Below are 23,909 nucleotides of genomic sequence, written 5' to 3' on the forward strand. Positions count from 1 at the left end.
GCGGCGGCAACGAGACGGGACTGTAGACGGGGAGGGTACAAGGGGCGGCGCTATTGAGTCGTCGCCATGGGCGGCAGCATCTCGGCCATGACGACGACCACCCTGCTGCCTATCGATCCGCGACGCCAATCCAAGTTCCTGTACTGGATGGGTTGGCGCATCTGCGAGATTGCCGAGGCTACGGGCGAAAAAGAAAAAACGCTACACAGCTGGAAGGCCCGCGACGAGTGGGACCGGGCCGACAACGTGGAGCGCATCGGCGGCGCCCTGGAAGCGCGTTTGGTGCAGTTGATCCTCAAGGACAACAAGACCGGCGGCGATTTCAAGGAGATCGATCTGCTGCATCGGCAGCTTGAGCGCCAGGCCCGCATTCAGCGCTTCCAGGGTGGCGGCACCGAAACCGACCTCAACCCGAACCTCGCCAAGCGCAACGAGGGGCCGAAGAAAAAGACCCCGAAAAACGACATCAGCGAAGACCAGATCGAGCTGCTGCGCGAGGCGTTCATCGACGGCTGTTTCGACTACCAAAAAGACTGGTACCGGGCAGGCAACCAGCGCACCCGCGTCATTCTCAAGAGTCGGCAGATCGGCGCCACGTACTATTTCGCCCGCGAGGCGTTTATCGACGCCCTGGACACCGGTCGCAACCAGATTTTCCTGTCGGCTTCGAAGAACCAGGCCTACCTGTTCCGTGGCTACATTCAGGCCTTCGCCCGGGAAGTCATCGGCGTCGAGCTGACCGGTGACCCGATTGTGCTGCCCAACGGCGCCGAGCTGTTTTTCCTCGGGACCAACGCCCGCACCGCCCAGGGCTACCACGGCAATTTCTACTTCGACGAATTCTTCTGGACGTTCAAGTTCGAGGAGTTGAACAAGGTCGCCTCGGGCATGGCGATGCACAAGAAGTGGCGCAAAACCTATTTCTCCACGCCGTCGAGCATGGCTCACGAGGCGTACACCTTCTGGACGGGGGAACGATTCAACAAGGGCAAGCCGGCCGCGCAGCACACCAAAGTGGACGTGACCCACGGCGCACTCCAGCAGGGCCGGTTCTGTGAGGATCGGCTGTGGCGACAGATCGTCACCATCCTCGACGCCGAGCGGGGCGGTTGCGATCTGTTCGACATTGAAGAGCTGCGCCGGGAGTACAGCCCTGAGGCCTTTGCCAACCTGCTGATGTGCGAGTTCGTCGATGACGGCGCGAGCATCTTCCCGTTGTCGGTGTTGCAGCCCTGCATGGTCGATAGCTGGGTGGAGTGGGCCGAGGACTACAAACCTTTCGCCATGCGTCCGTTCGGCGACCGCCAGGTGTGGGTCGGCTATGACCCGGCCGAGACGGGCGATTGTTCCGGCCTGGTGGTGGTCGCGCCGCCCCTGGTGCCCCGGTGGAAAATTCCGCGTGCTCGAGCGCCACCAATTTCGCGGCATGGACTTCGCTGCCCAGGCCGCCGCCATCAAGGGCGTGTGCGACCGCTACTGGGTGACCTATATCGGCATCGACGTCACCGGTCTGGGCAGCGGCGTGGCCCAGCTGGTGCGCCAGTTCTTCCCGGCTGTGACCACACCTTCAGCTACTCGCCCGAGGTGAAAACCCGCCTGGTGCTGAAGGCCTACGACGTTATTCACAAGAGGCGGCTGGAGTTCGATGCCGGCTGGACCGACATGGCCCAGTCGCTCATGGCGATTCGCAAAACCATCACCGCAGGCGGTCGCCAGTTCACCTACACCGCCGGCCGCAACGACAACACCGGCCATGCCGACCTGGCCTGGGCGCTCTTCCACGCATTGCAGAACGAACCGCTCGAAGGGCAGACCGCTGCCAATACCGGGCGAATGGAGATTTTCACATGACCGAACAACTCGCCAGCCAAGAGCTACTGCCGGCCACCCTCGACGCCGCCGGTGCGGGTACCCAGGTGTTCAGCTTCGGTGACCCGACGCCGGTGCTGGGTGGTCGGGAGGTGTTCGACTACCTGGAGTGCTGGTTCAACGGGCGGTGGTATGAGCCGCCGTTGTCGCTTAACGGTTTGGCTCGGTCCGTGGGAGCGAGCGTGCATCTGCATTCGGGGTTGATGTTCAAGCGCAACCTGTTGAGCAAGACCTTTATCCCGCATCCGATGCTGTCCCGGGCGGCGTTCGAACAGTTCGCCCTGGATTTTCTGTGCCTGGGCAATGGCTATCTGGAAAAGCGCCGTTCGGTGCTGGGCAACACCAGGCAACTGGTGCCGTCGTTGGCGAAGTACATGCGGGTGGGGCCGGAGGGGCAGTTCTACCAGGTGCAGGGGTGGAAGAACGAGCACGTGTTTGAGCCGGGGAGCATTTTTCATCTGCGCGAAGCGGATCTGCACCAGGAGATTTATGGGCTGCCGGAGTGGATCAGTGCGTTGCAGTCGGCGCTTCTCAACGAGTCGGCTACGTTGTTCCGGCGCAAGTATTACGAGAACGGCAGTCACGCCGGTTTCATCCTGTACATGACCGACGCGGCGCAGACTGAGGCGGATATCGACTCTTTGCGTAAAGCGCTGAAGGAGTCCAAAGGGCCGGGGAATTTTCGGAATCTGTTTGTCTACTCGCCCACGGGCAAGAAGGATGGGATTCAGCTAATCCCTGTCAGCGAGGTAGCGGCCAAAGACGAATTCAACTCGATCAAGAATCAGACCCGTGATGACGTGCTGGCGAGCCTGCGCATTCCGCCACAGTTGATGGGCATCGTGCCGCAGAACGCGGGTGGGTTCGGGTCGATCAGGGAGGCGACTCAGATCTATGCTGCTAACGAGCTGGAGCCCATCCAGACGCGAATGGTGCAGCTGAATGATTGGTTAGGTGATGAGGTGATGCGGTTCAAACCTTATGAGCTGGCCCCAGCCATCTAAGCAGGGGCTCAGCTGATTCAATGTCAATCGTCGAATACAACATCGCGATTATCGATTAAACCGTGGTTTGATATTGTTAGGCTGAATCGTTTGAAGAGAGTAAAAAACTCAACAAGAGACATCTCTAATTTAATTTTACGAACCTTAAGTGGTTCGCCCGAGTCAACGGCCTCTTGAACGTTCTCATAACCTTCGTATTGGGTTACTAGAACGGTAACGTCTACGTCAGTAACTTGAGGCTTACCCATCAGTTCAGTTGCATACGCTTCAATACCCACCAAGAACTCGCCCTCATTGATCAAGCCCCGAGTTCGTACGTATTCGCCTATGTCGTTTTGATCATGTCGATCAGCAGCTACGGTACCTTTGAAGTCGCCATATTGAACGCTGGCGTGAAAATTTTCCTGCCCCATGTGCTTTCCCTCATCCTTTATCGTTGATCGCTGGGTGGCTTTATTTCGAGAACCTGCCTATTTGTTAGACAGGCATAATGCCAGCTGGAGCCTAGACCATTAATTCAGGAAATGAATAATTTTTACCCTTCCGTCGTTTTCAAAATAGGTGTTATTAATTCTTCGCCCTGGTTTTTTACGCTTCCCACTGCCTTGCCCACGGGAAACCACTCAAAATCCTCTACGGGGCGGCAATGCTTCCGTGCAATTTCCTCTGCTCGCGCTGGCTCCAAATCAGGAGTCAACCACTCGCGGGCGAGGTCCGGTGAAAGCACCAGGGGCTTTCGATCATGAATATCCACCATACCTTGGTCACTGGCTGCGGTAATGATTACAAAACCATCGCTTTCTTGGCCCTCAAGCCCAGGTTGAGCCTGTGCAAGGGCGCCGAAGAACATAGGCTTCCGGGTTTTCAGGCGAATGAAATAGGGTTGTTTTTTCTTCGGGTCATTGGGGTCTTTGACCCACTCATACCAACCTTCGCTTGGAACCAGAGCACGCCCGTTCGGCCAGAGCTGTTTGAAAAACCTCCCCGTCGTGACAGTTTCAACCCTCGCATTGATGGGGTCGGGGCGTTTTCCCTTCGCCCAAAATGGCGACCAGCCCCACCTGATCGGGGTGATGTGAAGACCGGCATTGCTGGTGTGCAAGATTTGCACGCGTGTCGTCGGGGCGATGTTGTACCGGTTGATCGGCACTGCATCGAAACCGCTGAATAGCGGGAGCTGCGGCCCTAGCTCCTCCATAAACACCGCCATCCCCTCGTATTGCACGAATCTCCCGCACATGGGTTGTCCCGCCTGTCAGATTTTTCCTATACAAAATTGACCGCCAACCTTGTACAAAGTTAACTGTATGTTCGTACAGTATTTTGGAACGTGCGTCATGAGCTTTTCAATTCTAGGCCCTATTGCCGAGGGTGGCTTGAAGCTGCCCTTGTGTTCGTTTCGAGTGCCTGCCGGGTTCCCATCTCCGGCGGCGGACCACATCGAAGCGCACATCTCATTGGATGAGGTTCTGAACATTCGCGCCCCGCATGTCTACCTGGTCTCAATCGCTGGGGAGAGCATGCAAGGCGCTGGTATTTTTGAAGGCGATCTCGCGGTGGTGGACCGCGCTTTGGAGCCTGCGCACGGTCACATCGTCGTCGCGCTGCTGAACAACGAGCCCGTATGCAAGCGGCTTTGCATTCGCGGCAGGGAGGTGATTCTCCTTTCGGAGAACCCAAAGTATCCACCGAGGTACGTGCTTGAGGGCGACGAGCTGGTGATCTGGGGCGTCATCACATGCAGCGTGCGCAGCCATGTCTAAACCCCAACCAGTTTTCGCCCTGATCGACTGCAACAGCTTCTATGCCAGTTGCGAGCGCGTGTTTCGACCCGACCTGGCCCGCGTGCCCATCGTGGTGCTGAGCAACAACGACGGCTGCGTGATCGCCCGCAGTTACGACGCCAAGCCCTATGTGAAGATGGGCGAGCCGTATTTCCAGATCAAGCACAAGCTGCATAAGCACGGCATCGTTCCATTCTCGTCGAACTACGCGCTCTACGGCGACATGAGTGAGCGGGTTATGACACTCATTGAATCAATGGTGCCCGCCGTCGAGGTCTACAGCATTGACGAAGCCTTTGCCGACATGACCGGCATTGACGGCCGGGATGCCCTCGGGCGAAAGATCCGCAGCCAGGTGCTGCGCTGCACCGGCATTCCGGTCGGGGTAGGGATCGCCCACACCAAAACCCTGGCAAAGCTGGCAAACCACACCGCCAAACGGCTCCAAGTGGAGACCGGCGGCGTGGTCGATATCTGCGACCCGTTCAAGCGTGACTGGGTCTTGCGCAACACCGACGTGTCCGAGGTCTGGGGCGTCGGTCGCAAGATGAAACTTCACCTGGACGCCATGGGTATCAAGACCGCGATGGACCTGGCGAAGGCCGACCCGTGGACGCTACGCAAGAAGTTCAGCGTGGTGATCGAGAAGACCGCCCGGGAGCTGGCCGGCACACCGTGCCTGGAGCTGGATGAGCCGGACCCGCCGAAGCAGGAAATCTGCTGTAGTCGGATGTTCGGGAAGCGGCTCACGGACCTGGCACCCATCAAGGAAGCGGTGGCTACCTACATGATGCGTGCTTCGGAAAAGCTCAGGGCGCAGCAGTCGCTGTGCAAGAAGATCCGCGTCAGCATCCGCACCGGCATGTTCAACCCGGAGGAAGCGAAGTATGCCAATGGTGTGCTGATCGACATGCCGTACCCCACTGATGATGTGCGGCTGCTGACCAAGGCAGCAGTGGACGCGCTCGACCGCGTGTTTCGGCCGGGCTTCAAGTACAGCAAGGCTGAGGTGCTGTTGATGAACCTCTGTCAGCAGGGGGAGTACACCGACGACCTGTTTGCCACCTCCCAACCAGCCGACGCCACGAAGTTGATGGCGGTGCTGGACCAGATCAACGGGCGATGGGGTAGAGGGACACTCCGATCAGCCAGCGTGCCCGTCAACCCAGACTGGGGCATGCGTCGAGAGATGATGAGCCAGAGCTACACGACCAGGCTGGACCAGCTGTGGCAGGTGTCCTGTCGATGACCTGCTGACCCCATGAGCCGCCCGCCGAGGCGGCTTTTTTTTCGCCCCGAAATGGTGCGCTTTCGGCGGGCTGTGGCGTGCTTCAAACCTGGCGCGCGCCGTCGTCCCCCCACCTCGCCTGCGGACTAAATAGGTCTTTTTTTCTGCACTCCTGCATCTTCCTATCAATCAAGCCAGCCGGGGCCGTCGGAGCGAATTCAGGCTATCGAATCCCTGCGAATCCCTGCGAAGGCGGGTGTCTTTTCGCAATACTCACACGCAAGCACAGGCGGTGGAATTCCGGAGGTGCCTCGGGAAAAGGGTTAGGTTTTTTTTGAGTGGAGTGTGATGAGCTGGAGCGCCCGTATTTACTGGGTTTGAGACCTAACTTTGATGGGTTAGGTTGGGTTAGGTCAAAGGTTAGGATTTAATAAGTTACTGTTTTTAAAAGACTTTATAAGTCGAGTATTTAACATCAATAAAGGTTAGGAAATTACCAAAACTAACCAGAAGCTAACCTTGGTATTTCTTCGCAAAGCCTTACCAGACAAGGCTTTCCGGGCTGCGGGGAAAAAACTAACCCTCCTAACCATTTCCCCATGGGTCAACATAAAAAAGCTGAAAGCATAGGAGGGAAACGCGCAGGCATGGCGCACCGTCAGTTGTCCGCATAGGCCGGAGCACTAACGCTTCTAGGATTAGTACGTTCCATCTCTCTATGACCAACTTGAAGGAATGACACTCCGGTATCGCTGGGAGCTTTGAAAAATATTGAGCAGGAGAAGGGCGTCCCTTAGCGGCTTGGAAGGCGCATGAGGGGGAGTCAAAAAAACGGATGGAATGTCTAAAAAATGATCAGAAAACAGCTCTGGGAATTGTGCTGGCTTATTGCTATCTTCTGGCGACTATTTGGCAAGCAAGGAGCAGATATGGCCGCCGTAAGTAATTCAGTTGTTCATTTGACGATGCGATTTGGGAGAACGAATCTTGCCATCGGCACGGGTGTGGTTTACGAGCGCGAGGGGAAATTCTATGTGGTGACCGCTTGGCATAACCTAACAGGCCGTCATCCTGATAATTTAAGATTTCAGAGCGAACAGAACGCAGTACCAAACAACGTTGTTGTTAACCTTGCTGTTAGCTATGGTGGTTTTGGTGCATCACGGATGTCAGTTATTCTTCCGTTGATGGATGAGGAGAAAGCCCTTTTCCTTATTCATCCGTCAGGATGGCCAAGAGTGGATGTAGTAGCTATCCCCTTTGATCCAACGGGGAATCTAAAGATGGAGCTTCATCGTTTTGGTGAAGAGGTTGAAGAGGCATTTATTGCTCTTCTGGATAGTAGTATAAGCAATATTCCCGCTGATCTTTGTCCTATACAACGCTACCTAGTACCTGATCCAGCTATCAGGGAATCATGGTTGAAAAATGTAGAGGTGACTGAGGAGCTTTTCATCCCTGGCTATCCACATAACCTTCAAGACTACTATTCCCAGCCTGTCTGGAAACGCGCGACAAATCGCCTCGTCAGTACAAAGTGGATGGGATGGCCAAGCAAAATACCTTGTTGACTCTGCGTCGAAGAGTGGTATGTCTGGTTCCCCTGTCCTTTACTACAGTCCAAAAGGTGCTGTTCAAGTAGGCGGTATCTCTTATCGATTCCAAACCGATGTTGCAATACTTGCGGGTATCTATGTCGGGAGGGAGGGAGTAACTGAAAAAGCAGATCCACAAGTTGGTATCGTATGGCATCAGTCCGTAATAGATGAGATCATTGATGGTGGGATCTTTGAGAAACTTCCCTTTGAGATTGAAATCAATCCAAGCGCTCTTGATGTGGCAGTTAATGAAGAGCTAAAAACCTGTTCGCGAATAGGTTTGAATAATATCTTGAATCCCAAAATGCCTTCTAGGTATATAGTCCGAGAGAGCGTTCTCAAGAACATACAGGGAAGAGCGATGCCGGAACAGGCTTTAGAAGCTGTGATTCGGTTAGCGGCGATTTACGACGGACCGCTTGTCCCGGACGAGGAGGACTAGCGAAAGAAGAAAATCCAAATGAATAAACATGGAGTGCATAAAGCACTCCCTTTGTAGGGCCACTTTCGGAGGGCTCGCTTAGATACTAATTTCAGTCAGGTGGGTCTATCCCGTTCAATCGAGCTAAACCTTGTTTGATATGACCTGCATTCTCGCCGAGTGTGAAAAGCGCCCCTCTAACGTTTTCACCTAAGACCCCCGCGTCTTGCTGCTCAGCCCATAGAGTCAGCTCCATCAGCGCAGCTTCCAAGGCCAGCTGATTTTGATAAATCCGTTCGAGAACATCGGTCAGTGAATATTCGCTTGCCATGGCTTTCGACTCGCTTTTGAGAGAATGCAAGCATAGCAGTGACGATAAGGTAACCGATGGCGAAAAGAGATTGGCGGGGTCAGTTCGCTGGAGTGGCGCTGGTACAAAAGTGGTACGGGTTCTCGCCGTTAGCGCTGGAGGCCGCTTGCTACAAGGTCTGTAAAATTATTAGTTCCAATCCATCATCGGGGCGACGGAGAAGCGGCGGGAGAGCGGAGCAGTTTGTAGGGGCATTGGGAATCTGAGTCATCGGGGCGAATGGACGCAGTTTATCAGGGATACTTGTCGGGTACTTGGTGGGCTCTCAAGCCTAGCCACTCAATCTTTGATGACAACCAGGCAGAGTGCATGCTCGGTCAGCGTTTCAACTCACAACTTGTGTTGACGATTTAATGTGGCTACGATAATTGCATGCAGATTACCTATGACCCAGCCAAAGACGCTCGCAACGTCGAAGAACGTGGACTTCCGTTTGCCCTCGTGCGGGACTTTGAATGGTCTACAGCATTGATCCTGGAAGATGATCGATTCGACTACGGCGAGTGTCGTTATCGGGCGATGGGGTACATAGGGGATCGGCTGCATGTCGTAGTGTTTACCCCACGGGGTGACGCGGTCCACGTCATCAGCTTTCGTAAAGCCAACAAACGGGAGGTCAAAAATTATGACCAAGAAACCCAGTCCTGAGAGGGTCGATACGGCAAACCCCGAATGGTCGACCGAAGACTTTGCCAAGGCCAAACCAGCCAGCGAGGTGCTTGGTGGGTTGTTTGGCAAAGCTCAGGCAAAGGAAATGCTCAAGCCAAAGCGTGGTCGACCCAAGTCGGTAGCCACTAAAGAGCACGTCAATGTTCGTTTCGATGCTGACGTGCTGGAAAGATTCAGAGCTTCTGGCCCGGGCTGGCAAACACGAATGAACGCCGCCTTGGCCGATTGGCTCAAGACGCATACACCAGAAGAACTGAAGGCTTAGTCGCTAAATATTATTCGTAAAAAAATTAGCCGCCGATGAGGCGGCTTTTTGTTGTCTGCGGATTGGATTTGTTTCGGTAACGGTATCGTAAATCCGTGCCCTTTTTTCCCGTCCCCTTTTTTCCTTTTTCTTGATTGTCGCTGAAAGGCACGTTTACGCGGCTTTCAGAATTAGCTGTTCCAATCCATCATCGGCGCGACGGAGAAGCGGCGGGAGAGCGGGGCAGTTTGTAGGGGGATTGGGAATCTGAATCAGCGAGGCGGATGGCACAGTTTATCAGGGCAGGGCAGGGCAGGACGTGGTGGGAGAGCAATATTACGCCGACTTCACCAGTGGGGGCGGGGGCGTTGTCGAGTGTGAAATACGCCGAGGATTTGGAGGCGATCACCGTGCACGCGATACGGAATCAGATAAGACCAGTTTGGGACTGCCCATTCCCGCGTCTGTTTGACTCGTCCTTCTCGACCCATTGCGGGAAACTGAGCCAATTTGTCTAGGCTGGCGAATCGCTTCGGAGAAGTCGTCAGCAGCCTTGGTTTTTTTCAAGTGCGAATATATTCGCTTCGTCCTCCAGGTTTTTGAGTGCTTTTTCCAGCCACTCAACCTGCATTCTGACTCCAGCGCCGAGCGCGCATCGCTGCTACTTGCTCATCGGTAGCAAATTTACCCTGGTCAGCTTCCTTTACGGCAAGTTCGATCTGTGTGGTCAGCGCTTTTTCGTGTTCGATGTAGTCGCGAAGAACGTCCATCGCCAGGTAGCTCGCACTTTGGCCGTTGGTCTTGGCCAGGTCGGCGAGGGAGTTCGATAGGTCTTCGGGCAGATTCAGGGATACGCCGGACATGGCAGCCTCAATGGTGGACGTTTTCGGGCACCTTACACCGTTGACCGAGCGCTTGAATCAGCGGGCCGTCGCAAGGTGTGTCTCGACGTGAATTGTTCCCCTCGTGCGCTGATCTGAAAAGCCTCACAGACGCCGCCGTCCTGCGGGTAAATGTGAGATCTGGAATGGGATGGACGTTGATCTCACACCGAGGATCAAGGCAAATTAGACTGCCCCATATCGCAATGGTCCATGTTTATGCTGGTTATGATTTCGGTTTGGATGTCTACCAGGCTCAATGCACCGTCGGAAAATGAGCAGCCTGTGTCGATATAAACGACGTTGCCCAGGCGTATAACACCGGGTACTGTTGAGTGCCCAACATAGAGCCGATCTATTCCTTTGATGCAAGTGTGGTCTTGTTGTTCGATCTTCTCTCTTGCATACAGCGCTGTTTTCAAGGCTTGCCGTTGATGCTGCTCCCCCCATTTTCCAGTAATAGCGTCTTTAGCTTCTTGCCAGTCATCGTTACTCCTGATGACAGGAGCTTCGGCATGGACTATTCCAATTGCTTGATCACTTGATAAATTGATTTCAATGATCAATGGAAGTGCTTGCAAGGCTTTTAAAAGTTCATGCTGGACGGCTGGTTGTAGCTCGTAGAGCCAGGCACCACCGTTTCGGATATGTCGGGGTATGTCCCCATGGCCGGAGATACAGTCAATAAGCATCTGCTCATGATTGCCGCGCACGGCGTGGAACCAAGGTTTCTCAAGCCAGTTCAATACGTCTATGGAGTCGGGGCCTCGGTCGATGAGGTCTCCCACGGAAAAGATGCGATCCAGCTCAGTGTTGAAGTCTAGTTCATTTAAGGCTGCTGTTAGAAGTTTGAAGTGTCCGTGGATGTCGCCCACCACAAAGTCGCGACCTTTTTTATTGGGTGGGAATGATTTCGTCCTGTACATTTTTAGTGCTTTCGCAGATTTTAATTGGTGGCGACTGTATCACCTGGCGGAATTAACCGTAAGGCGGTGAGCTGGGTGCCGTCATAGGGTCAAGCTTGAATCGCCTGTCCGATACACTTCTCAAAAACCTGCTCCATAGGCTCCATAACGCAGTTGTAAGCCGCAATGTTGGCAAAAATCCACTCGTCCTTCTCAATCCCCCACCAACTGATTTCAAACCCGGCATTCATGATGAGGTGTTCAAACAGAATGCGTTGCGCACGGCCATTGCCTTCGCGGAAGGGGTGTACGACGTTGATGTCGGAATAGGCCTCTGCCACTGCAACTATCAGCTCTGTCCGATCCATCCCTTCGAACCAGTTTGCCGCGGCCATGGCCGTGAAGATCTTGCCGGCTTCTTTCTCCATGTATTCGGGTTGGCAAAAGCGGGTGGCTTGTTTGGAGATGCCAACGGTGCGCAGCTCCCCGGCCCACTCGAACAGGTCAGAAAAGAGAATTCGATGAATGTTTTGAAGGTAGGCCAGGCTGTAGGGCGGAGGGCTGAATTCGACGTTGTCCGCTGCGATGGCCGAGAGCTGTTGTTCGGCTTCGCTTAGGGTCGGTTCGTCACGGATATCGAGCTTGTTGCGAAGGACCGTGGAGCCGGGGTAGCAATAAGCGTCTTCACCGACTCCATATTTGTCAGGCATCAGGTTCGGGTCTGGGTGAAGGCCTTCAAGACCTCTTCACGCGTTGGCATTTTGCGTTCGCCGTCCGCGAAGGTCGTTTTGAAGCCTTCCAGACGGAGGCTGGCCGCGTAGTTGGATCTACGCGTCCTGGCGGCATAGGCCTTTTTGGTTTCAAGGCTGACATTGCCCATGGGGCTGGACCTCAATCGCGTTGGTTGGCCGATTATAGCCCATCCCGTTGGCATGGGCCTATGTCGCGACTTGGGCCACTGGTATCAGGCGTTGAATTGACCAATGGCGCTTGCGTTACGGTTCATCTCAAAATACTGTGTTTATATCCAGTATTCGAGATCACTTCATGCAGCTTATCGCTAAGCTCGGCATTCTTGCCGACGCTGCCAAGTATGACGCCTCCTGCGCCAGCAGCGGTGCGCCCAAGCGTAGCTCCCGAGGCCGTGAGGGACTGGGGGCCACCGATGGCATGGGCATTTGCCATAGCTATACGCCGGATGGGCGCTGCGTCTCGTTGCTGAAGGTGTTGCTGACCAACTTTTGCCTGTACGACTGCCAGTATTGCGTCAACCGTCGTTCCAGCAACGTGCCGAGGGCGCGTTTTACGCCGGAGGAGGTGGTCCGGCTGACCTTGGATTTCTATCGACGCAATTGCATCAGTGGGCTGTTTTTGAGTTCCGGCATCATTCGTTCGGCCGATTACACCATGGAGCAGTTGATACGGGTAGCGCGGTTGTTGCGGGAGGAGCACCAGTTTCGTGGCTATATCCACCTCAAGACCATTCCCGATGCCGATCCGCTGTTGATCGAGGAAGCGGGGCGGTTGGCGGATCGCTTGAGCGTGAATATCGAGCTGTCCTCCGACATAAGCCTCAAGCGCCTGGCACCGGAAAAGCAGTTGACGACCATCCGCCAGGCCATGGGCACCATCCACCAGGGGCAACAGGCGGTGGCGGATGAGCCGCGGGCACCGCGTTTCGCCCCGGCCGGGCAGAGCACGCAGGTGATTGTAGGGGCGGATGCCACTGATGATCACGCCATCCTGAGCAACGCCGAGTCGCTCTACCAGGGGTACGGTTTGCGAAGGGTTTACTATTCAGCGTTCAGCCCGATTCCCGACAGCCCTGCCAGCGTGCCCCTGGCGGCGCCTCCGTTGCTGCGCGAGCACCGGCTTTATCAGGCCGACTTTCTCATGCGCGGTTACGGCTACAAGGCAGGCGAGCTTCTGAGCGAAACCCACAACCTGGATTTGGACATCGACCCCAAGCTGGCGTGGGCGCTGGCCAATCGAGAGGTGTTCCCGCTGGACGTCAACCGCGCCGAACCCGCATTGCTGGCGCGTATTCCGGGGATTGGCCTGCGTAGCGTGCAGCGTCTGGTTGCACTGCGCCGGGAACGGCGGGTGCGTTATGACGACCTGGTGCAGTTGCGGTGCGTGCTGGAGAAGGCGCGACCGTTCATTGTCACCAGCGATTACCGGCCTGCCGACGCCCAGGTGCGTAGCGGCCTGCTGCGGGCGCGGTTGCGTGACCCTCAGCGGCCGGTGCAGATGGGGCTTTGGTGATGATTGCCCTGGATTGTGATGATGATTTCTCCACGTGGCGCGATCAGGCTCGAACGTTGCTCGGCCACGGCATCGACCCGAGCGATGTCACCTGGGCCCAAGGTCCGATGGCCGATCTTTTGGCCATGCCGGGCGCCGTTGCCTCAAGGGCCGGGCCCGTTCCGTACGCGGGTCCCCGCGGCCTTGCTGACCCAGCTCGAACAGGCTGGCCGTTACCAAGGCGAACAGCGTTGGAATTTGTTGTATGAAGTGCTTTGGCGCGTTGCCCATGGTGACCGCACAGCCATGCTCGCGGGCGACCGTCTGGGCAGTGAACTGCAGCGGCGGATCAAGCAGGTCCAGCGCGAGGCTCATCACCTGCATGCTTTCGTGCGCTTTATCCCCCTGCCGCAGGCATTGGCCGAGCAACTGCAATTGGACCTGGTCGCCTTTCACCAGCCGGCCCATGACATCCTCGAAAGCGCCAGCGGCCATTTTGCCGAGCGGCTAGGACAGCAACGCTGGCTGATCGCAACGCCGCGCGATGGCATCCGCTTCGATGGACAGTTGCTGGAGATTACCAGCGACGTTGCCCCGAGCAATGGCAGCACTGGGCGCGTCACGCCGACGATCCCGGCGCTGAGCTTTGGCGGACCTATTACAGGCACATCTTCAACCCGGCGCGGCTCAATCCCCAGGCGCTACGTCAGCACATGCCGGGGCGATTCTGGCAGCACTTGCCGGAGGGGGAGTTGATTCCTCGACTGGTGGGGTTGGCGCGGCGGGGGAAGCAGCGGGATGGGCAGGCGTTGGAGGTGGGGGCGCAAATGGGTAAGCGGATAGTGGTTGGTGCTGTTGTTGAGGATTAAACAAGTTCTGAATCCATCGCCGGACATTCCCATCGGAAGTTTCCCTCAAGCTGTGTCGTTCCCCGCTGACTATCCACCCCATCACCCCGTGCGCTAAGTTTTCTACGTCGCTGCAAATTCAGCGAGAGGGTGTGGAAGCCCTAACGAAAACCTAGCGCGTTGCACCGCTAAATTAAAAAGCAGACGCTTTTCCTAGGTCTGCTGTTAAATTACGGCGGCTGTACGCGGGGCGCCTTCGGGTGCGCCGGGTCCTAGGTTCTCGGTCTTCCACACCCGCGTACAGCTGCCACCCACCAGGTGGAAGTGGTGAAGGCAGTTCCTTTACATAACCTAGGTACAAGCCAATGAAAAAGCTCACCCCCAACTCTCAGAAAACCACAGCTAATCCAAGGTGGCTTTCGTCTAGCGTCACCCAAGAATATCTCCTGCCAAATATCCGAATCTCGATCCCGGATTCGGTCCCTTTGCCAGCGGCATCCCAATCCGCCACTGACCTCCCATCCCCGCAGGAGTAACCCCTCATGTCCCGCTACATGCCCATCACCGGTATCGAAAACAATTTCCACGCGCTCCTGATCGACACGGAAGCGCCGCTGGACGTGCTGCACGACACCGCCGCTTACCGCATCGCCGCTGTTACGCAGTTGCTGGAAAACCTCGCCATGCGTTCCGACATCAGTACGGACGCGGTGGTACTCCATGATTTCGCCCAAGTGCTGGCGATCCCCCTGCGCGATGGGTGTGATCTGCTGGATGTGATCGGGCGGCGATTGCAGGCGCAGGTGTTGGCGTTGTAATGGAAGTGGGCGACCTCATAAGGTCGCCTGCACTGTCAGCTTGTAACCCTGTGGGAGTGAGCTTGCTCGCAATAGCGGTGGGTCAGTTGATGGCGATGTTGGATGTGCTGTTGTCATCGCGAGCAAGCTCGCTCCCACAGTTTTTTTCGGGGAGTTCACAGGTAGTGCGTTCGTTGCAAACCCTCTGTGGGAGCGGGCTTGCTCGCGAAAGCGGTGTGTCAGTTTGCAGGTTGCTGGTCGTGCCGACGCCTTCGCGAGCAAGCCCGCTCCCACAGGGTTTGGTGGGTACGCAAATTTTGCGTACACCCTCAGTCCACTGTGGGAGCGAGCTTGCTCGCGATAGCGGTGGGTCAGTTGATGGCGATGATGGATGTGCTGCCGTCATCGCGAGCAAGCTCGCTCCCACAGTCAATTGGTGTGCACCCACCATTGGCGAACAGCGCTTGAGTGGCGTTGATCAGTCCGCATCTGTAGGTGTAGAGGATGCGCTGCCCAGCCGATGCAACGAAGCCCCCTCCAACGTCTTCCACAACTTGCGCATCGTCGGATTGCGATTGGCAATCGCACAGTACGAGCGAATCTCCAATTGCGTGCTCCATTGCTCTCCACCGGCCCGTACCAACAGCCCACGCTCCAGTTCGTCGGCCACCGCGCTCTGCGGCAACCAGGCCACGCCGTAGCCCTCGATGGCCATGCGCATCAGCAGCATGGCCATGTCCGCTTCATAACAGCGTTCCAGCGCGATCGGTTCTGGGCCGTTGTTGATGACGATGTCGGCGACGCGCCCCAGAAACGTGGTTGCCGTATAGGCCAGGTAGGGCACCGGCTTGCCGGCGCGGCCGGGCAGGCGGAACAGCGGTTCGCCCTTGCGGTTGGGTGCACACAGGGGGATGAACGCGTCGTGGCCGAGTACCAGGCTGCCAAAACGCTCGGCGTCCAGCAGGATGGGGGCAAGCGGGTGATGGTAGACCATCATCAAGTCGCAACTGCCTTCCTCCAAGGCAATGACGGCGTCATGGATGTTGGCGGCCACCACCCGGGCGTTGAATTGCTCGTTGTGTGGCTGGAACTGCGAGAGCCACTTGGGCAGGAAGGTCATCGACAGGCTGTGGCCGGCGGTGATCTGGATCGAGCGCCCGGGCATTCGTTCCACGTCGCGCAGCGTCGAGCGCAACCTCAGCAATCCGGCGAGGGCCTCTCGGCTTTCATCGCAGAAAGTGACCCCCGCCGGGGTGAGCTGGACGGGGTAGGTGCCCCGGTCCACCAACTTGACCCCCACCCATTCCTCAAGTGAGCGGATACGCCGGGACAAGGCCGATTGCGTCACGCAACGCACCTCGGCCGCGCGGGAGAAATTTTTCCATTCGCCAATCGCCAGAAGATCATCCAGCCATTTGAGTTGCATATCGAGAACTCCCGCTGTGAGAGCAGGATCTTACTGCGCAACTCCCCGGCATAGCGCGGCCTTTCGATAACTATTCCAAAACCGCATAGGGCTAGCTGGATTACTCATCATCCCTCCGAATCCGCTCTTTAGAATCGATCCTGCCAAGTAAAAAAACTCCAAGAACTACTTGAGGACAGCACCGTGAAGAAGAATAAGCTCCCCCGTCGAATTGCAATGGGCATTGCCTTGGGCGTGCTGGTCGGTTGGGCATGTCACCATTTCGCAGGGAGCGAGCAAAGTGCCAAAGAGATTGCCAGTTACTTCTCGATGGTCACTGATATTTTCCTGCGCATGATCAAGATGATCATCGCGCCCCTGGTCTTCGCGACGTTGGTGGGCGGTATCGCCAGCATGGGCAATTCCCGTTCCGTCGGCAGGATCGGAGCCCGGGCGATGGCCTGGTTTGTCACCGCTTCGGTCGTCTCGCTGCTGATCGGAATGGGGTTGGTCAACCTGTTTCAACCCGGTGCCGGGCTGAACATGGATGTGGCCCAGCACGCAACGGCGGCTGTGCCGGTCAATACCGGTGACTTCAGTCTCAAGGCGTTTATCGGCCACGTGTTTCCCCGCAGCATCGCCGAAGCGATGGCCAATAACGAGATCCTGCAGATCGTAGTGTTTTCGCTGTTCTTCGGCTTTGCACTGGCGGGGGTGAAGCGGGCGGGCTACACCCGGATCACCGACTCCATCGAAGAGCTGGCGAAGGTGATGTTCAAGATCACCGACTACGTGATGGCCTTCGCGCCGATTGGGGTGTTTGCCGCCATCGCCTCGGCGATTACTACCCAGGGGCTTGGCTTGCTGGTGGATTACGGCAAGCTGATCGCCGAGTTCTACCTGGGGATCCTGATCCTCTGGGCGCTGCTGTTCGGAGCCGGCTACCTGTTCCTCGGTCGCTCGGTTTTCTACCTCGGCAAGCTCATTCGCGAACCGATTCTCCTGGCCTTTTCCACCGCCAGCAGCGAATCCGCCTACCCGAAAACTATCGAGGCGCTGGAGAAGTTTGGCGCGCCAAAACGTGTGTCCAGCTTCGTGTTGCCCCTGGGCTATTCGTTCAATCTCGACGGTTCGATGATGTACCAGGCGTTCGCCATCCTGTTCATCGCCCAGGCCTACAACATTGATTTGAGTTTCACTCAGCAGATGCTGATTCTTCTGACGCTGATGATTACCAGCAAGGGCATGGCCGGTGTCGCCCGGGCTTCGGTGGTCGTGGTCGCAGCGACGTTGCCGATGTTCAATCTGCCCGAGGCGGGGCTGCTGTTGATCATCGGTATCGACCAGTTCCTCGACATGGCCCGCACCGCCACCAACGTGGTGGGCAACAGCATTGCCACGGCGGTGGTCGCCAAGTCCGAACCCCATGAAGAGGCCGACGAGGCCGAAGGCGTACATGCGCCTGCTCGGTCGCGATCCGAACCGGTGCCGGTGGCTTGAGGAGACGGTCATGAAGGCTAAAGCGAAGTCGAGCCGCAAGGCTTCCGTGGTTCGCAAGTTGGGCATTGTCGGTGGGCTTGGATCACTGGCCGGCGGCGATCTGTTCTACAAGTTGGTCAAGTCCCGGGCGGTGCTAGAGGATCAGGGGCGCTACCATTTCCTCTTCGAGCAGCACCCCTTCAAGGACGTGCTACTGCCGCTGGACCAGGGCGCGAGCATGACGTCACGCAAGTTTTATGTGTATCAGGTGTGCAAGTCGTTCGAGGACGGTGGTTTCGATGCGGTGATGCTCCCATGCTTCGCCAGCCATACCTTTCGCGCTGAAATCGAGGAGGAACTGGGCATTCCCGTACTGGACATGATGGCTGCCTTGACCCGGCACGTCAGCCACACGGTGCCGCCCCAGGCGATGTTGGGGGTGATCGCCTCCGACTTCGTGCGCCATTGCGGCTTGTTCGAGCGACATTTTGGCAAAGACTTCCAGATTGTTTACCCCGACGCAGACGCTCAAGCGGGGTTGATGGAGGCGATGTACGGCCTCAACGGCATCAAGGACGGTCACCTGGAGGGCGTGCCGCTTGAAGCGGTCTATCGGGCGTGTCTCTCATTGCAGGCCCGGGGGGCGACGGTGATCCTGCCGGGCATGACCGAGCTTTCCCTGGTCTGCGCCGATTTGCAGCGTCGTGGAATCACCGTGCTGGACATCAATGAGATTTACGCCGACTTCGCGACACTGGACCAGCAGCCCAGGCGACCGCCGTTCAAGTTGGGCATCGTGGGCGGCGTTGGGCCTGCCGCCACGGTGGATTTCATGGCCAAGGTGGTGGCCAATACACCAGCGGGGAAGGACCAGGACCACATCAAGATGGTGGTCGAGCAAAACCCGCAGATACCGGATCGAACGGCCAACCTGCTGCGCGATGAAACCGATCCGACGATGGCGATGTACGCCACGTGCAAACGTCTCGAAAGTGCCGGCGCCAACGCCATCGCCATTCCCTGCAACACCGCCCATGCGTTCGTCGAACGGATCCAGGCTCACCTGAGGGTGCCCATCGTGAACATGCTGGGCGAGACGGTGGCGTGGATCGCGCGCACCTATGGTTCGGGCAAGGTGATTGGCCTGCTGGCGACGTCCGGTACGGTGCAGAGCCAGGTTTATCACCAGGCGGCGTGTCATGCCGGGCTCCAGGTGCTTACGCCAGGTGTCGATTACCAGGCGATGGTCATGGACGCCATCTACGGACCGCGGGGGATCAAGGCTGGCTTCACGCAAGGGCTCTGCAAGGAGCAATTGTTGCTGGCGGCGGAGCACCTGTGCGAGTTGGGGGGCGGGGGTGTTGATCTTGGGGTGTACCGAGTTGCCGCTGGTGCTGGCGCATTGCGAGGCGTTCGATATCAATGGGCACACGGTGGCGCTGGTTGATCCGACGATGATCCTGGCGTTGAAGTGTGTGGCGTTGGCGCAAAGGCACGGTCCTGTGGGAGCAAGGCTTGCCCGCGATGAAGCTAACGCGGTCTCCTGAAGGTCAAGGTGCCTGCATCGCGAGCAAGCTTTGCTCCCACAGATGAATCAACCAGCCTTGGCTGGCCCGCGCAACGCCGCAATGTCCCGCTTGGGCGGCACGCCAAACAAGCGGGCATATTCGCGGCTGAACTGGGACGGGCTTTCATAGCCCACCTTGAAGGCCGCACTCGCCACGTCCACGTGCTCGTTGAGCATCAAGCGTTTGGCTTCGTTCAACCGCAGCCACTTCTGGTATTGCAGCGGGCTCATCGCCGTGAGCTGGCGGAAGTGGTGGTGAAACGTCGGCGCGCTCATTTGCACTCGCGCTGCGAGGTCGTCCACGCGCACGGGCTCGGTGTAGTTCAATTTCAACCAGTCGATGGCCTTGGCGATCCGGTAGCCCTGGCTATCGACCGAGGCGATCTGCCGCAGCCGGGCGGCTTGGTCGCTGAGCAGCAGCCGATAGTGGATCTCGCGCTGGATCAATGGTGCCAGTATGGGAATCGCTTCCGGCTCATCGAGCAACGCCAGCAGGCGTGCGAACGGCGCCAGCAGGTCTGGTGTCGCGGTGCCAATTCCTGCGCCAATCCCGACCGCTCGATCACGCGACGGCACCAGGCTGCCTTGGGCGATCAGGTCGGCCACCATGCGCAAGTCGAGCCTCAGGATCAGGCCCAGGCAGGGTTGTTCCGGGCTCGCCTGCAACACCTCGGAATTGGCCGGGATGTCCAGAGAGGTCATGAGGAACCGACTGGTGTCGTAACCATAGGCTTCGCCGCCGATCCATACCTGCTTCTCGCCTTGGGCCACCAGCACGATGCTTGGTTCGATCATGCAAATCACCGGCGGCGCCGGGGTTTCACGCCGGAAGAAGACGAGGCCGGGAATGGGCGTTTCGAAGTCGCCCGGGTGTGGGGCCCAGGCGCCAATGATGGCGCTCAATGTCTCTTGTACGGATCTGCGTTGGACGGCCATGTCGGCTCCGGTGTCATCTGGGCTCAAGCGCTATAGGCAGAACATTAACGCGCTAAATGAAGCGCTGCCTATACGCGATGGAAGAACTCATAGGATCAGGCAAGCATCTCAGCGTAATGCGTTACCGGTCGGCCGGGTTGAGCCCTGAAAATACCCCCTCACTCTATCCAGCAAGGAGTCTTCTGATGCGTGTACAAGCCTATGGCGCCCGCGCGGGCGACAAGCCCCTTGAACCCCTGCAGATCACTCGTCGGACGCCGGGCGCCCACGACGTCCAGATCGACATCGCTTTTTGTGGTATCTGCCATTCGGACCTGCACCAGGTGCGCGCCGAGTGGGCGGGTACCCAGTTCCCCTGCGTGCCGGGCCACGAAATCGTCGGTCGGGTAGCGGCGGTCGGTGCCCATGTGTCCGTCTTCAAGACGGGCGACCTGGTCGGCGTCGGCTGCATCGTCGACAGCTGCAAGCACTGCGACGACTGCGACAGTGGCCTGGAAAACTATTGCGACGGGATGATCGGGACCTACAACTTCCCAACCCCGGATGAACCCGGTTGGACGCTGGGCGGTTATTCGCAAAACATCGTGGTGCATGAGCGCTATGTGTTGCGCATTCGTCACGCCGAGGACCAACTGGCCGCCGTCGCGCCACTGCTCTGCGCCGGCATCACCACCTATTCGCCGTTGCGCCACTGGAACGTCGGGCCGGGCAAGAAGTCGGTGTGGTCGGCATCGGTGGCTTGGGTCACATGGGTATCAAGCTCGCCCATGCAATGGGGGCTCATGTCGTGGCGTTCACCACGTCCGAGTCCAAGCGCGAAGATGCCAGGCAATTGGGGGCTGACGAGGTCGTCGTGTCGCGCAATGCCGAAGAAATGGCCGGGCATACCAAGAGCTTTGATTTCATCCTCAACACCGTAGCGGCGCCCCATGACCTCGACGCGTTGCTGGTGCTGCTCAAGCGCGACGGCACGATGGCCCTGGTGGGCGCCCCGGCAACCGCGCATCCTTCGCCGAATGTCTTCAACCTGATCATGAAGCGGCGCACCCTCGCCGGGTCGATGATCGGTGGCATTCCTGAGACCCAGGAGATGCTCGACTTCTGCGCGCAGCACGGCATCGTCGCTGACATCGAACTGGTTCGGGCCGAGCAGATCAACGCGTCCTATGAACGCATGCTCAAGGGCGACGTCAAGTATCGCTTCGTGATCGATAACGCGTCCTTGGCCGGCTGATAGGCGTGCCAATGGGTTGCTCGCGAAAGGGGGCTGCCTGGGGCCGTGATGTTGGCTGTGCCGACGCCTTCGCGAGCAAGCTCGCTCCCACAGGGGAGGTGTGGCAGGCACGAAATAGGTGAACACCCCCATTCAAAACTGTGGGAGCGAGCTTGCTCGCGATAGCGGTCTGCCTGAAGCGGTGATGTTGGATGTGCCACCGTCATCGCGAGCAGGCTTGCGCTCACAGATCCGTCAAGCAACACAGGATTGTCATCCAATGACCGATAACTCATTGCCACAAGACCGGCCCGCCTGGGGCGCGGTACTTGCCATGGCGCTTGCCGCGTTCGTGCTGGTTGCCTCGGAGTTCATGCCCGTCAGCTTGCTGACGCCGGTAGCGGCCGATCTTCATGTCAGCGAAGGGCAGGCCGGTCAAGGCATTGCCGTTTCTGGCGCCTTTGCCTTGATCACCAGTCTGTTCATCGCTTCGATTGCCGCCCGGGTCGACCGCAAATGGCTCCTGCTGGGGCTGACCTTGCTGATGATCGTCTCAGGCACCGTGGTGGCGTTCGCGCCGAACTACCCGGTATTCATGGTCGGTCGCGCGTTGATCGGCGTGGCGATTGGCGGCTTCTGGTCGCTGTCGGCGGCCACGGCCATGCGGCTCGTGCCGGACGCTCAGGTTCCGCAGGCACTGGCCATCGTCAACGGCGGCAATGCCTTGGCGACAGTGATTGCTGCGCCGCTGGGCAGTTTCCTGGGGGCGATCATCGGTTGGCGTGGCGCGTTTTTCTGCATCGTGCCCGTCGCCGCCATCGCCCTGGTCTGGCTGCTGCTACGCCTGCCTTCCATGCCTGCGCAGGCGAAGCAGGGCAGTACCAGCGTCTTCAAGTTGATGACCCGGGCACCGGTCGCGCTGGGCATGCTGGCGGTCAGCACGTTTTTCATGGGCCAGTTCATGTTGTTCACCTATCTGCGACCATTCCTTGAAACGGTGACGCAGGTGAGCGTTTCAATGCTGTCCTTCATGTTGCTGGTGATCGGTGTGGCGGGGCTGCTGGGTACCTTCCTGATCGGGGCCTGCTTGAAAAACCACCTCTATCGGACGCTCATCGTCATCCCCCTGTTGATGGCCGCGATTGCCATTGTCCTGGTGGGGTTCGGCGAGTCGGTGGTGTTCACGACCCTCTTGCTCGGCCTTTGGGGCCTGGTGGCCACCGCTGCGCCCGTAGGTTGGTGGACCTGGCTTTCGCGAACGCTGCCGGAAGATGCCGAAGCCGGTGGCGGCCTGATGGTGGCGATCGTCCAGCTCGCCATCGCCGGAGGCGCGACAGTGGGTGGGTTGCTGTTTGATCTGAGTGGCTATCGCGCGACCTTCGAAACCAGTGCAGCCGTGTTGGCTATGGCGGCTGTGCTGACGGTGCTGGCTGCTCGCTCAGCGCTCCGGCAATCTTTATCGACCACGCAAGCAACGCACTATGGCGCGGCGGTTTGAGGCGAGTGATGTAAGCCAAGAGAGGGCGACCGTTGGGCGCCTGAGGTTAATGGCACATTGATGGCTTGTTATACTCTGGGTCTGTTACCCATCATGTTGGTTGATTGTGACTACCGAGCGAATTTCCCAATTAGAGCAAGCCCTGATGGCTGTGATCGCCGCTGCCGGGAAGATGGGCATCAGCCGCGATGAATTGTGCGCGCAGGCCGTGGGTGGGCTGATATCCGATCCGTACTGGAGCTGGGCGGATGCCCGATACGCGCAAGGCGCGGCTGACGAAATCGACAATGCCTTGAATGCCCTTGTGGGAAGGCCGGCGATGGAACTGGCGCTACCGGTGCCCGGGACCGACCCAACACTCGAATCAGCGCCACAGATCGAGTGTGTTCTCCAATAAAAATGGGCGACCTCGGGTCGCCCATTTGCGTTAAAGGCCAAGGCCTTCTTCTATCAGCGAGAGCAAGGTGTCCTCATCCAGGATGGCAGGTTCAGGGCGCGGTTGTCCGGCCGATTGCAGGGCCTGGACATGCCAAAGCGATTCGCCATGCTCACCGAGTGTGCGCACGATGCAGTGTTCGCTCCCCTTCATATGGACTTCAATGCAGCCCTCGCCCTTGAGCGAGAAACGTGCAATCGGGTCGAATGAAATGCGGCGATGATTACCTTCGATCAACAGTTGATCGATGGCGTAGTTGTACGTCGACCCGCTGGAATGACTTTCAAAGACGTGGGTGGGGTTGCGCCGAATGTCCAGGCCCGCCTCGCACACGGGCGCCAGCCAGATTTCGATCTGGCGATACAGCTCGTAGACCTGGGCGGGCCAGTGCTCGATCGCCAGGTCGGCGCAGTTGTCGGTGTCCGCGCGGGTCTGCTGGGTTTTCCTCAATTTGGCCGCTAGCTCGTCTGCCTTGCTCATGTCGATTCCCTGTCGTGATGATAGGTTGAGCTT

General features: G+C 57.8%; 22 protein-coding genes and 5 pseudogenes. 16 read left to right on the plus strand and 11 right to left on the minus strand.

Annotated features, from left to right (window positions below):
- The first annotated feature begins 87 nt into the window (after positions 1-87).
- Together PSH84_RS14345 and PSH84_RS14350 are read left to right on the plus strand one after the other, a co-directional pair.
- A pseudogene (locus PSH84_RS14345) lies at positions 88-1,851 on the plus strand (terminase ATPase subunit family protein).
- Complete coding sequence (locus PSH84_RS14350; RefSeq protein WP_305483123.1) at positions 1,848-2,873, plus strand: phage portal protein; 1,026 nt, start codon at positions 1,848-1,850, stop codon at positions 2,871-2,873. Before PSH84_RS14345 ends, PSH84_RS14350 begins: the two are co-directional and overlap by 4 nt.
- Before the next feature lie 23 nt (positions 2,874-2,896).
- Here PSH84_RS14350 and PSH84_RS14355 read toward each other — a convergent pair whose 3' ends face one another.
- Both PSH84_RS14355 and PSH84_RS14360 read right to left on the minus strand, forming a co-directional pair.
- A complete protein-coding gene (locus PSH84_RS14355; RefSeq protein WP_305483124.1) occupies positions 2,897-3,286 on the minus strand; it encodes a hypothetical protein in 390 nt (129 codons plus the stop codon).
- A gap of 122 nt (positions 3,287-3,408) precedes the next feature.
- Positions 3,409-4,113: an SOS response-associated peptidase family protein gene (locus tag PSH84_RS14360; RefSeq protein ID WP_305483125.1), complete on the minus strand. Its 705-nt coding sequence runs from the start codon at positions 4,111-4,113 to the stop codon at positions 3,409-3,411.
- 97 nt (positions 4,114-4,210) lie between these two features.
- On the opposite strand from PSH84_RS14360, the gene PSH84_RS14365 reads away from it, so the two are divergent.
- The 4 genes from PSH84_RS14365 to PSH84_RS14380 all read left to right on the plus strand — a co-directional run bounded on the left by PSH84_RS14365 (position 4,211) and on the right by PSH84_RS14380 (position 7,925).
- Positions 4,211-4,636 (plus strand): LexA family protein, encoded by a 426-nt coding sequence (locus PSH84_RS14365; protein ID WP_014338712.1) that lies wholly within the window; start codon positions 4,211-4,213, stop codon positions 4,634-4,636.
- Positions 4,629-5,906 carry a translesion error-prone DNA polymerase V subunit UmuC gene (gene umuC, locus PSH84_RS14370; protein WP_145132686.1) on the plus strand — a complete coding sequence of 426 codons (1,278 nt, stop codon included), beginning with the start codon at positions 4,629-4,631 and terminating at the stop codon, positions 5,904-5,906. Before PSH84_RS14365 ends, umuC begins: the two co-directional genes overlap by 8 nt.
- An 830-nt stretch (positions 5,907-6,736) precedes the next feature.
- Entirely contained in the window at positions 6,737-7,456 is a 720-nt protein-coding gene (locus PSH84_RS14375) for a hypothetical protein (RefSeq protein WP_305483126.1), read from the plus strand.
- Between the two features lie 19 nt (positions 7,457-7,475).
- The gene (locus tag PSH84_RS14380) at positions 7,476-7,925 is read left to right on the plus strand and encodes a hypothetical protein (protein WP_305483127.1); all 450 of its coding nucleotides are present in this window, start codon (positions 7,476-7,478) and stop codon (positions 7,923-7,925) included.
- Positions 7,926-8,016: 91 nt separating this feature from the next.
- On the opposite strand, the gene PSH84_RS14385 is transcribed toward PSH84_RS14380, so the two are convergent.
- On the minus strand, positions 8,017-8,235 hold the full coding sequence (locus PSH84_RS14385) for a hypothetical protein (protein ID WP_305483128.1): 219 nt from the start codon (positions 8,233-8,235) through the stop codon (positions 8,017-8,019).
- 411 nt (positions 8,236-8,646) lie between these two features.
- Between PSH84_RS14385 and PSH84_RS14390 the strand changes: the two genes are divergently transcribed.
- Positions 8,647-8,922, plus strand: a complete 276-nt coding sequence (locus PSH84_RS14390) for a BrnT family toxin (RefSeq protein WP_028237683.1) — start codon at positions 8,647-8,649, stop codon at positions 8,920-8,922.
- Positions 8,900-9,208: a BrnA antitoxin family protein gene (locus PSH84_RS14395; protein ID WP_028237682.1), complete on the plus strand. Its 309-nt coding sequence runs from the start codon at positions 8,900-8,902 to the stop codon at positions 9,206-9,208. Before PSH84_RS14390 ends, PSH84_RS14395 begins: the two co-directional genes overlap by 23 nt.
- Positions 9,209-9,534: 326 nt before the next feature.
- On the opposite strand, the pseudogene PSH84_RS28780 reads toward PSH84_RS14395, so the two are convergent.
- From PSH84_RS28780 to PSH84_RS14420, 5 genes and pseudogenes are all read right to left on the minus strand, one after another.
- Positions 9,535-9,818, minus strand: a pseudogene (locus PSH84_RS28780) (type II toxin-antitoxin system RelE/ParE family toxin).
- A complete protein-coding gene (locus tag PSH84_RS14405) occupies positions 9,808-10,050 on the minus strand; it encodes a CopG family ribbon-helix-helix protein (protein ID WP_305483129.1) in 243 nt (80 codons plus the stop codon). The pseudogene PSH84_RS28780 and the gene PSH84_RS14405 overlap by 11 nt, the downstream one beginning before the upstream one ends.
- A gap of 194 nt (positions 10,051-10,244) precedes the next feature.
- On the minus strand, positions 10,245-10,994 hold the full coding sequence (locus tag PSH84_RS14410; RefSeq protein WP_305483130.1) for a metallophosphoesterase: 750 nt from the start codon (positions 10,992-10,994) through the stop codon (positions 10,245-10,247).
- An 89-nt stretch (positions 10,995-11,083) separates the two neighbouring features.
- The gene (locus PSH84_RS14415) at positions 11,084-11,683 is read right to left on the minus strand and encodes a putative adenosine monophosphate-protein transferase Fic (protein WP_305483131.1); all 600 of its coding nucleotides are present in this window, start codon (positions 11,681-11,683) and stop codon (positions 11,084-11,086) included.
- Complete coding sequence (locus tag PSH84_RS14420) at positions 11,683-11,853, minus strand: YhfG family protein (RefSeq protein ID WP_003199786.1); 171 nt, start codon at positions 11,851-11,853, stop codon at positions 11,683-11,685. The genes PSH84_RS14415 and PSH84_RS14420 overlap by 1 nt, the downstream gene beginning before the upstream one ends.
- Positions 11,854-12,020: 167 nt before the next feature.
- Here PSH84_RS14420 and PSH84_RS14425 point away from each other — a divergent pair, with 167 nt between their 5' ends.
- The 3 genes and pseudogenes from PSH84_RS14425 to PSH84_RS14435 all read left to right on the plus strand — a co-directional run bounded on the left by PSH84_RS14425 (position 12,021) and on the right by PSH84_RS14435 (position 14,883).
- Entirely contained in the window at positions 12,021-13,238 is a 1,218-nt protein-coding gene (locus tag PSH84_RS14425; RefSeq protein ID WP_305483132.1) for a putative DNA modification/repair radical SAM protein, read from the plus strand.
- Positions 13,238-14,086: pseudogene (locus tag PSH84_RS14430) on the plus strand (TIGR03915 family putative DNA repair protein). Before PSH84_RS14425 ends, PSH84_RS14430 begins: the two are co-directional and overlap by 1 nt.
- A gap of 521 nt (positions 14,087-14,607) precedes the next feature.
- Positions 14,608-14,883 (plus strand): hypothetical protein, encoded by a 276-nt coding sequence (locus PSH84_RS14435; RefSeq protein ID WP_103308880.1) that lies wholly within the window; start codon positions 14,608-14,610, stop codon positions 14,881-14,883.
- Between the two features lie 457 nt (positions 14,884-15,340).
- On the opposite strand, the gene PSH84_RS14440 is transcribed toward PSH84_RS14435, so the two are convergent.
- Entirely contained in the window at positions 15,341-16,288 is a 948-nt protein-coding gene (locus PSH84_RS14440) for a LysR substrate-binding domain-containing protein (protein ID WP_305483133.1), read from the minus strand.
- 183 nt (positions 16,289-16,471) lie between these two features.
- Between PSH84_RS14440 and PSH84_RS14445 the strand changes: the two genes are divergently transcribed.
- Positions 16,472-17,767 carry a dicarboxylate/amino acid:cation symporter gene (locus tag PSH84_RS14445; RefSeq protein WP_305483134.1) on the plus strand — a complete coding sequence of 432 codons (1,296 nt, stop codon included), beginning with the start codon at positions 16,472-16,474 and terminating at the stop codon, positions 17,765-17,767.
- A gap of 10 nt (positions 17,768-17,777) precedes the next feature.
- A pseudogene (cuyB, locus tag PSH84_RS14450) lies at positions 17,778-19,293 on the plus strand (cysteate racemase).
- A gap of 47 nt (positions 19,294-19,340) precedes the next feature.
- On the opposite strand, the gene PSH84_RS14455 reads toward cuyB, so the two are convergent.
- The gene (locus PSH84_RS14455) at positions 19,341-20,249 is read right to left on the minus strand and encodes an AraC family transcriptional regulator (RefSeq protein ID WP_305483135.1); all 909 of its coding nucleotides are present in this window, start codon (positions 20,247-20,249) and stop codon (positions 19,341-19,343) included.
- A 185-nt stretch (positions 20,250-20,434) separates the two neighbouring features.
- Between PSH84_RS14455 and PSH84_RS14460 the strand changes: the two are divergent.
- The 3 genes and pseudogenes from PSH84_RS14460 to PSH84_RS14470 all read left to right on the plus strand — a co-directional run bounded on the left by PSH84_RS14460 (position 20,435) and on the right by PSH84_RS14470 (position 23,357).
- Positions 20,435-21,483, plus strand: a pseudogene (locus PSH84_RS14460) (NAD(P)-dependent alcohol dehydrogenase).
- A gap of 259 nt (positions 21,484-21,742) precedes the next feature.
- Complete coding sequence (locus PSH84_RS14465) at positions 21,743-22,960, plus strand: MFS transporter (RefSeq protein WP_305483136.1); 1,218 nt, start codon at positions 21,743-21,745, stop codon at positions 22,958-22,960.
- A gap of 145 nt (positions 22,961-23,105) precedes the next feature.
- On the plus strand, positions 23,106-23,357 hold the full coding sequence (locus PSH84_RS14470; protein WP_305483137.1) for a hypothetical protein: 252 nt from the start codon (positions 23,106-23,108) through the stop codon (positions 23,355-23,357).
- Between the two features lie 30 nt (positions 23,358-23,387).
- Here the strand turns inward: PSH84_RS14470 and PSH84_RS14475 are convergent, their stop codons facing one another.
- A complete protein-coding gene (locus tag PSH84_RS14475) occupies positions 23,388-23,876 on the minus strand; it encodes a hypothetical protein (protein WP_305470394.1) in 489 nt (162 codons plus the stop codon).
- Between the last annotated feature and the right edge of the window lie 33 nt (positions 23,877-23,909).

The organism is Pseudomonas beijingensis, assembly GCF_030687295.1.
In the GTDB taxonomy this organism is placed as follows: Bacteria; Pseudomonadota; Gammaproteobacteria; order Pseudomonadales; family Pseudomonadaceae; genus Aquipseudomonas; species Aquipseudomonas beijingensis.

Coding starts and splice junctions, on each gene's coding strand:
- PSH84_RS14465 (WP_305483136.1), top strand. CDS start 21,743: ATGACCGATAACTCATTGCCACAAGACCGGCCCGCCTGGGGCGCGGTA.
- umuC (WP_145132686.1), top strand. CDS start 4,629: ATGTCTAAACCCCAACCAGTTTTCGCCCTGATCGACTGCAACAGCTTC.
- PSH84_RS14475 (WP_305470394.1), bottom strand. CDS start 23,876: ATGAGCAAGGCAGACGAGCTAGCGGCCAAATTGAGGAAAACCCAGCAG.
- PSH84_RS14395 (WP_028237682.1), top strand. CDS start 8,900: ATGACCAAGAAACCCAGTCCTGAGAGGGTCGATACGGCAAACCCCGAA.
- PSH84_RS14375 (WP_305483126.1), top strand. CDS start 6,737: ATGATCAGAAAACAGCTCTGGGAATTGTGCTGGCTTATTGCTATCTTC.
- PSH84_RS14455 (WP_305483135.1), bottom strand. CDS start 20,249: ATGGCCGTCCAACGCAGATCCGTACAAGAGACATTGAGCGCCATCATT.
- PSH84_RS14415 (WP_305483131.1), bottom strand. CDS start 11,683: ATGCCTGACAAATATGGAGTCGGTGAAGACGCTTATTGCTACCCCGGC.
- PSH84_RS14380 (WP_305483127.1), top strand. CDS start 7,476: ATGTCTGGTTCCCCTGTCCTTTACTACAGTCCAAAAGGTGCTGTTCAA.
- PSH84_RS14435 (WP_103308880.1), top strand. CDS start 14,608: ATGTCCCGCTACATGCCCATCACCGGTATCGAAAACAATTTCCACGCG.
- PSH84_RS14420 (WP_003199786.1), bottom strand. CDS start 11,853: ATGGGCAATGTCAGCCTTGAAACCAAAAAGGCCTATGCCGCCAGGACG.
- PSH84_RS14365 (WP_014338712.1), top strand. CDS start 4,211: ATGAGCTTTTCAATTCTAGGCCCTATTGCCGAGGGTGGCTTGAAGCTG.
- PSH84_RS14470 (WP_305483137.1), top strand. CDS start 23,106: ATGGCTGTGATCGCCGCTGCCGGGAAGATGGGCATCAGCCGCGATGAA.
- PSH84_RS14425 (WP_305483132.1), top strand. CDS start 12,021: ATGCAGCTTATCGCTAAGCTCGGCATTCTTGCCGACGCTGCCAAGTAT.
- PSH84_RS14350 (WP_305483123.1), top strand. CDS start 1,848: ATGACCGAACAACTCGCCAGCCAAGAGCTACTGCCGGCCACCCTCGAC.
- PSH84_RS14440 (WP_305483133.1), bottom strand. CDS start 16,288: ATGCAACTCAAATGGCTGGATGATCTTCTGGCGATTGGCGAATGGAAA.
- PSH84_RS14390 (WP_028237683.1), top strand. CDS start 8,647: ATGCAGATTACCTATGACCCAGCCAAAGACGCTCGCAACGTCGAAGAA.
- PSH84_RS14360 (WP_305483125.1), bottom strand. CDS start 4,113: ATGTGCGGGAGATTCGTGCAATACGAGGGGATGGCGGTGTTTATGGAG.
- PSH84_RS14405 (WP_305483129.1), bottom strand. CDS start 10,050: ATGTCCGGCGTATCCCTGAATCTGCCCGAAGACCTATCGAACTCCCTC.
- PSH84_RS14355 (WP_305483124.1), bottom strand. CDS start 3,286: ATGGGGCAGGAAAATTTTCACGCCAGCGTTCAATATGGCGACTTCAAA.
- PSH84_RS14385 (WP_305483128.1), bottom strand. CDS start 8,235: ATGGCAAGCGAATATTCACTGACCGATGTTCTCGAACGGATTTATCAA.
- PSH84_RS14410 (WP_305483130.1), bottom strand. CDS start 10,994: ATGTACAGGACGAAATCATTCCCACCCAATAAAAAAGGTCGCGACTTT.